Source organism: Parapedobacter sp., from assembly GCF_035556095.1.
Lineage (GTDB): Bacteria > Bacteroidota > Bacteroidia > Sphingobacteriales > Sphingobacteriaceae > Parapedobacter.
Genome location: NZ_DATMFT010000002.1, coordinates 62355 through 68665, shown reverse-complemented (window position 1 = coordinate 68665; position 6311 = coordinate 62355). Strand labels below are relative to the sequence as shown.

General features: G+C 49.8%; 8 protein-coding genes. 6 read left to right on the top strand and 2 right to left on the bottom strand.

Going from position 1 to position 6311, the window contains the following annotated elements:
• The coding region (locus VNQ80_RS00465; RefSeq protein WP_325635244.1) for a GIY-YIG nuclease family protein at positions 1 to 136 on the bottom strand (136 nt) is incomplete at its 3' end.
• A 290-nt stretch (positions 137 to 426) separates the two neighbouring features.
• Between VNQ80_RS00465 and VNQ80_RS00460 the strand changes: the two genes are divergently transcribed.
• Positions 427 to 762 (top strand): hypothetical protein, encoded by a 336-nt coding sequence (locus VNQ80_RS00460; protein WP_325635242.1) that lies wholly within the window; start codon positions 427 to 429, stop codon positions 760 to 762.
• Between the two features lie 93 nt (positions 763 to 855).
• On the top strand, positions 856 to 3102 hold the full coding sequence (locus tag VNQ80_RS00455) for a TonB-dependent receptor (protein WP_325635240.1): 2247 nt from the start codon (positions 856 to 858) through the stop codon (positions 3100 to 3102).
• A 59-nt stretch (positions 3103 to 3161) separates the two neighbouring features.
• Here the strand turns inward: VNQ80_RS00455 and VNQ80_RS00450 are convergent, their stop codons facing one another.
• A complete protein-coding gene (locus tag VNQ80_RS00450) occupies positions 3162 to 4328 on the bottom strand; it encodes an IS4 family transposase (protein ID WP_325635238.1) in 1167 nt (388 codons plus the stop codon).
• Between the two features lie 161 nt (positions 4329 to 4489).
• Between VNQ80_RS00450 and VNQ80_RS00445 the strand changes: the two genes are divergently transcribed.
• The 4 genes from VNQ80_RS00445 to VNQ80_RS20920 all read left to right on the top strand — a co-directional run bounded on the left by VNQ80_RS00445 (position 4490) and on the right by VNQ80_RS20920 (position 6219).
• Positions 4490 to 4840 (top strand): heavy metal-associated domain-containing protein, encoded by a 351-nt coding sequence (locus tag VNQ80_RS00445; RefSeq protein WP_325635236.1) that lies wholly within the window; start codon positions 4490 to 4492, stop codon positions 4838 to 4840.
• 247 nt (positions 4841 to 5087) lie between these two features.
• Complete coding sequence (locus VNQ80_RS00440) at positions 5088 to 5405, top strand: hypothetical protein (RefSeq protein WP_325635234.1); 318 nt, start codon at positions 5088 to 5090, stop codon at positions 5403 to 5405.
• A gap of 146 nt (positions 5406 to 5551) precedes the next feature.
• Complete coding sequence (locus VNQ80_RS00435; protein ID WP_325635232.1) at positions 5552 to 5740, top strand: hypothetical protein; 189 nt, start codon at positions 5552 to 5554, stop codon at positions 5738 to 5740.
• Positions 5741 to 5901: 161 nt separating this feature from the next.
• Entirely contained in the window at positions 5902 to 6219 is a 318-nt protein-coding gene (locus VNQ80_RS20920; RefSeq protein WP_414692970.1) for a DUF6660 family protein, read from the top strand.
• Positions 6220 to 6311: the final 92 nt, after the last annotated feature.

The following is a 6311-nucleotide window of genomic DNA, read 5'->3' as shown; positions in this document are numbered from 1 at the left end:
TCCACGGCCTGAATTTGATTGTCCAGCCCTTTTTTCCGAGCTCGTTGTGGGACTTTAACCTTTGTTCCAGGTTTGAAGTAAATCCGATATAGATTTTGTCGTGTTTTCCGGAATGGAGTACGTAAACGGTAAACATGGTTTGGTATAAAAAAGTGAAGCCGGTCAAAAAATTGACCGGCTTCTATTGGTAGAGGGAACTTTACAAATGTCTAACTTTTTGGAGGATTACGAGGCCATATCAGATGCAAAGAATCTGCTCGGATAAGCTAAATACTATACTTTAATTTTAAACTGCCTGTTTCCCTGCCGGTTTGAGATATAAGTCCTTCGTAAGTGCGGATTAGGGAAACTTTCATTATTCCTTGGCGTTGATTTAAGGCTTCTTGCCGTTTTGCAAGGGAATACGTACTTTTGGTGCAAATGAAGATGCTGGCATTTTTATTTGCCCTTGTAGTTCTGCTGGAATCGACGGTCCAGGCAGCGTGCATTGATGTCCGTCCGGCAAAGGAAGATACCTGCTGTGCGGATAAGGGTGCCGAAGATACCGATGCCTGGGGGGATGGTTGCGATTCCGGTTGCAATCCTTTCCAGCATTGCGGATGCTGCAAAGGGAACGATACGTTGGGCAAAATCACCATGTTATATACCTCCGCGGTACAGCAACCCTCGCCTAACCGCTTCATTTCCCCTAAAGACAACTTGCCGGACGATGTCCGAAAACATCCCAAGCAGCCGCCCAAGCTAACTGAACAGCTTGATTGATATTTTTTATGACCGGCCAAACCGGTCTGTTCAGTTAATAACACTTGTATTATAATTATGAAATTTTTGACGAATGCAGTTTTTGCATTCCTTATGATATCAATACATGCCGTGGTGGCACCTGCCATTGCACAGGACGGCGGCCCGAAAATTACCGGCACCTTATTGGGAATGCTCCCGGATGGAACCATGGAACCCTTAGCCGGCGGCACGGTAACATGGATAGGCACCCAAATCTCCATCGGATCGGACGACAACGGCCGTTTCGAACTCTCAACCGCCGGGGTAACCGATGAACGGCTCGTTGCTTCCTTCACAGGATACAGAACAGATACGATTGGCTGGGCGGGTGATACCGAGCTGACCATTGAACTTCAATCCTCGGCGAACGCTTTAGGAGAAGTTACGGTAACGAGCCAGCTTGGTGCGTTCATTTCCGGCCTGGCTGTGGGCAAGACGGAAGTGATCAACCGTGCAGAACTCTCAAAAGCAGCCTGCTGTGACCTGGCCGGCTGTTTCGGCACGCAGGCATCGGTACAATCACATGCCACCAATGCGGTCACCAACGCCCAGGAACTGCGACTGCTCGGCCTTTCGGGGGTCTATAACCAAGTGCTCTTCGAGGGGCTGCCGATGGTACAGGGGCTGAGCTACACCTACGGCATCAGCACCTATCCGGGCAGCATCGTTGAAAATATTCACGTGTCGAAAGGGACCACTTCCGTACTTCAGGGCTTCGAAAGCATCACCGGGCAGATCAATGTGGAGGGCCGGCGTCCGGCATCGGCCGAGCGCCTCTATCTGAATGCATATACCAATTCATTCTGGGAGAAACACGTCAATGCCAACCTGGCACTGGATGTCGGGAAGCGGAAGCACTGGCATTCGCTTGCCGCCCTGCACACCGTGCAACCAGCCAGTCGTACAGATGGCGACGGCGACGGCTTCATGGATCTGCCCCTGCTAACGCGTTACATGGTCTACAATAAATGGGAATATAACACTGGCCGCGCGACCGGCCTGACCGCCCAGTTCGGATGGCGGCTGGTTGACGAGCGGCGTATCGGTGGGCAGTTGGGTTACCGCATCGGAGCGGATGAAGGCAGTTCGTCGACGTATGGCCAGTCGGTACGTTTCACCCAGCCGGAGGTGTACATGAAATCCGGCTACCGGTTTTCGGCCAATTATGCCATCGTCGCCTCGGCGTCGGGCTTCTACCACGACCAGCATTCATGGTTCGGCAATGCCCGTTACGTGGCCGACCAATTGAGCGGCCAGTTTACCGTGCAGCACGAATGGGGCTGGTTGGCCGGCAACCTCCTCCGGTACGGGGCCAGCTACCGTTATCAGGAGCTGAACGAAACGGTAGCTTTTGCGGATCCGGCCGATGTGCGCACCTACGCAGGTGACTACTTGACGCGGCTGCGTGTGCCCGGCGTATTTATTGAAAATACATTTGAAAGCGGCGACAGAAAACTGGCTCTGATCACCGGGGTTCGCATGGACCGCCACCAGCGATGGGGCTGGTATACCACCCCGCGGGCGATGGGTAAATTCACATTCAACGAAAACCACACACTGCGGGCATCCATAGGCACCGGCTGGAAACAGGTTAACCTGTTCAGTGAGCAGGTTAACCTATTGGCCAGTTCACGGGACATAGTTTTTACCGGAGGTGCACTAAAGCCCGAGCGGGCAACCACCTGGGGGCTGAGCCATACATGGGGTTTCTGGCTGGGTGGCACCAACGTCACGTTAAGCGGCGATTTTTACCAGACGCGTTTCAGCAACCAGTTTTTTCCGGATCTGGATACGGATCCGACCAAGGCCTTCATCGGAAACTTCGAGGGCACATCCCGCTCCAACGGCGTCCAGCTTGATGCGTTACTGCAGTTTTCGCGGCAATGGGAATTGCGTGCGGCCTATAATTATTTGGACGTATATCAGTTGAGAGAAGGGAAGAAGAACGTGTTGCCATTCAATCCGAAAAATCGAGCAATGGCTGCGTTGACCTATCGGACAGAGAATGACAAATGGCAGTTTGATGCCAACGCTCACTGGTATGACCGGATGCGTCTGCCCGATACGCGCAGCAATCCGGAGCCTTACCGAAGAGACTTGCATTCCACCCGTTATGCCACATTCAGCACGCAGGCGACGTATAAGTGGAAGGTGGTTGATTTTTACCTAGGGTGCGAAAATATCGGCGGATTCCGGCAGGCCAACCCGATTATCAGTTCAGATAATCCATTCGGTCAGTATTTTGATCTTTCTTCGGTATGGGGCCCGATTCGCGGCCGTGAATTTTATGCGGGTGTGCGTTATAAGATCGCACGTTAATCCTTAGATACAGTAGACTTATTTAATTATTACATTTGTTCACTAGCGTCCTATTGTAATTAGAACATTTTCAATTGTTTATATTTCTGTTCTTTGATATTCTGTAATACGTCGCTGTTAAGCAGCTCATTCAGAGGTGTTTTGTCGATCAACGTCAGACTGAGAATCTGTAGGATTTCGTAGTTTGACCGCGCTACGGCCAGCTTGGCCTTCACGATGGCCACGGCTAGATAGGCAATTATGGCAGTGTAGACCTGTATGCGCACAGCATTCTCGGTATGCCCCCAGAAGGCCTTAATCTTCAGGTGCTGTTTGACCCATTTGAAGAACAGCTCGATCTGCCACCGATACTTGTACAGCTGGCAGATTTCCATGGGTTCCAGCTCGAAGTTGTTTGTGACGAAGTTGAATACCTTATCTGTTTCCGGGTCTCGGTATTTGATCCGTCTCAACATTTCAGGGTAATCCCTGGCTGCGTAATAGTTGTTCAGACGGATCGTCTGGTCACAGATAACGCCTGTTTTCCGGTCTGTCCGTCTGGAGTACAGCCGCCTGAAACTGGTGTTGTTCTTGAGTCTGGTGACAAAATAGGCATTGCTGGAATGGATACGGTATAGCCGCTGGAAGTCAAGGTATCCGCGGTCCAGCACGTAGATGCTTCCGGCCTCAATCTCCATGACATCCAAAAAATTGACGTCGTGGACTGTCCCGTCAGTCATATGGATGAAATTGGGAATCCCCGTTTTGATATCCAATTGGGTATGCAGCCTTACCGCTGCCTTGCGCTTGCGGAATTTGGCCCACCAGAAGATGCCCAGGCAAAGGTCGATGGTCGTGGAGTCCACGGCATACACATTGCCGGATATATCCAGCGTGAAATCCGCCTGACCTATGCAGACCCTTCGCGCCTCTTCGATAAGCAGGTAGGCGTAGTCCGCAAAGATTCGCCAATCGCGGTTTGCATTGGCATAAGCCAGGTTGGACTTTGAAAGGCTTTTACCCAACCCGAGGTGGTACCACTTCCCGCGCTGGGTATCCAGGCATGTGACCAGATCGCTCAGGCTTTCCCTATTGCACAGCTGGCCGAAGACCAAGCACATCAACTGATGCCAGTGGGTGAATTGCCGGATTTTATAGTTGCCGGCATACCGCTTCACGCATTTGAGGAAATCGTTTGGGTCCAAAAACGAGGTTACCTGCGCGAAAACATACTTGCCTTGATTCATCCGGCAAAGCTATGCCAGAGTGTCAGCGCCCGAAAATCACCGTTTGCAGTTCAAATCGTTTGAACCCGGAAACCAACTTAATAAACAGTATTACAGATATTTCAAAGAACTTTTTACTTTAATATTAGGACGCTAGTGACATTTGTTAAAGTTTAAAAATTATGAAGCAGTTAGTCAGTCTTTTAGTAATGGTATGTACCATCGGTTTAACCGCCGTATTTGCCCAAAGCAATACGGAAACCATCGTTATCAAAACCGCTATTTATTGTGACCATAGCCTGCAATGTGAAAGCAGCGCCCCGAACATTAATCAAAGCGTACGCAGAAAAGTAAAAGGCATCAGAAGAGTCAAGGTTGACCCGGAAGCAAATACGATTACGGTAACTTATCGGAAGGATAAAGCCACTCCTGACGAAATACGCCAAGCCATCTCGGCCACCGGCTTCGACGCGGACCAGTTAAAGGCCCTTACGGAGGCTTACGAAAAGCTGGATGCTTGCTGTAAGGCATAGCATCAAGAAACAGTTTAAAAGGCCGTCATGATCATGACGGCTTTTTGACTAATGTATTTGCAGTACAGAAGCGTTCTTAGGAGTATGCTTTTCTTGTGCCGCTGATGAATTCCTTATTAAGTAACACAATCAGAATTCAACCCTTTTGGTATTTGCGAAGATGAAAGAAAACGGAACTTTCAGATTTTAACCCAGAAGCTACGACAATGAAGAGCAAGTTGCCAAATGTCGAACTTTTTAGCCGACTATGAAGCCAGGAACGGTTCCCGGTCTCAGCGCCGGCATCGTTGTGGGATTAGTGGCGCTTCCCGTCGGTGCCTGGCTTGCCGTACCCACCCTGATTAAATGCGGACGGGAAATCGGATATTATTCTATATGGACGCTTTTCGTGTCGATGGGCGTAGCGGAGCTAGCACATTTTGTATTTCCATTTCTCACAGATGAACCTTACGGCTATTTCCCGGGCATGTTAAGTGTGGTTGTACTGGCACCTCTGGGATGGTGGGGCATATACAGGCTCGTCGGAAATGGCGATGAGAAGATCAGATACCTCCGGATCCGATGACAGCCGTTCTAAAAAGACATTGGAAAAATTACCGATGCAAGGCACCGCAGACATTGTAAGATACCGACTCTTGTGGAACGGTATATTTTCTTATCGTCGGTTACAAAGGTTCGTTTTTTTATTTTTATAATTTTAAAATAATGAAAATGAGACATAAGTGTTTATCCCTTATTACTGCTGCATTCCTTTTAGCCTCCTGCGGGAACAACGGTGGCAACGAAGACCATGACCATGAAGGGCATGATCACCCCGAAGCCCATGCGCACGAGGATGACACGGTCCATGATGGACATAGAACGGATTCGGCCGGAGTCCACGAAGGCCACGACCATTGATTTCCTTGGAAGGCCGTTTCACGCCGGCGTGAAACGGCCTTCCAAGCTTACCCAACCGGGAATTGGTACAGTCAGGTTGCAAAGATGGTCTGGATAATCATTTTTTTTACCTCTTTATCTTTGTTTTTGAATAGATTGACTACTTTTGCAGTATTGTGAAAATGATGCGGTTCATATTAGGTACATTATTGCTGGCACTTAGCCTGTTGCCTTGCGCGGACACCTATGCAGCCGACACAATCCGTATCCACGAAACGTACGATTCCCACGCACATGAAAACCGGAGTACAGCCGGGGACCTTTGCAGCCCGTTCTGTGTATGCGGTTGCTGCAATACCCCGGTCGTCATGAAATTTTCGCTGGGTTATGTTGCGGCCGTTCCGGCCCCGCTTCCCGAACGGCAGTACCCTGTTTACCGTCTCGCCTTTACCCTCTCGTTTATTCAAAATATCTGGCAGCCGCCCCAAATTAATGCTTAACAACTGATTCTCCGTATCCGGGGAAATCCTCACCCGTACCTTCAATGCGGGTGCTGATGATTTGCCTGTGACCGGTTTTTTCCCGTTACCCT

What these genes read in the sequence shown, in the direction of transcription:
- VNQ80_RS00460 (WP_325635242.1), top strand. Translation starts at nt 427, where the DNA reads ATGCTGGCATTTTTATTTGCCCTTGTAGTTCTGCTGGAATCGACGGTC.
- VNQ80_RS00455 (WP_325635240.1), top strand. Translation starts at nt 856, where the DNA reads ATGATATCAATACATGCCGTGGTGGCACCTGCCATTGCACAGGACGGC.
- VNQ80_RS00450 (WP_325635238.1), bottom strand. Translation starts at nt 4,328, where the DNA reads ATGAATCAAGGCAAGTATGTTTTCGCGCAGGTAACCTCGTTTTTGGAC.
- VNQ80_RS00445 (WP_325635236.1), top strand. Translation starts at nt 4,490, where the DNA reads ATGAAGCAGTTAGTCAGTCTTTTAGTAATGGTATGTACCATCGGTTTA.
- VNQ80_RS00440 (WP_325635234.1), top strand. Translation starts at nt 5,088, where the DNA reads ATGAAGCCAGGAACGGTTCCCGGTCTCAGCGCCGGCATCGTTGTGGGA.
- VNQ80_RS00435 (WP_325635232.1), top strand. Translation starts at nt 5,552, where the DNA reads ATGAGACATAAGTGTTTATCCCTTATTACTGCTGCATTCCTTTTAGCC.
- VNQ80_RS20920 (WP_414692970.1), top strand. Translation starts at nt 5,902, where the DNA reads ATGATGCGGTTCATATTAGGTACATTATTGCTGGCACTTAGCCTGTTG.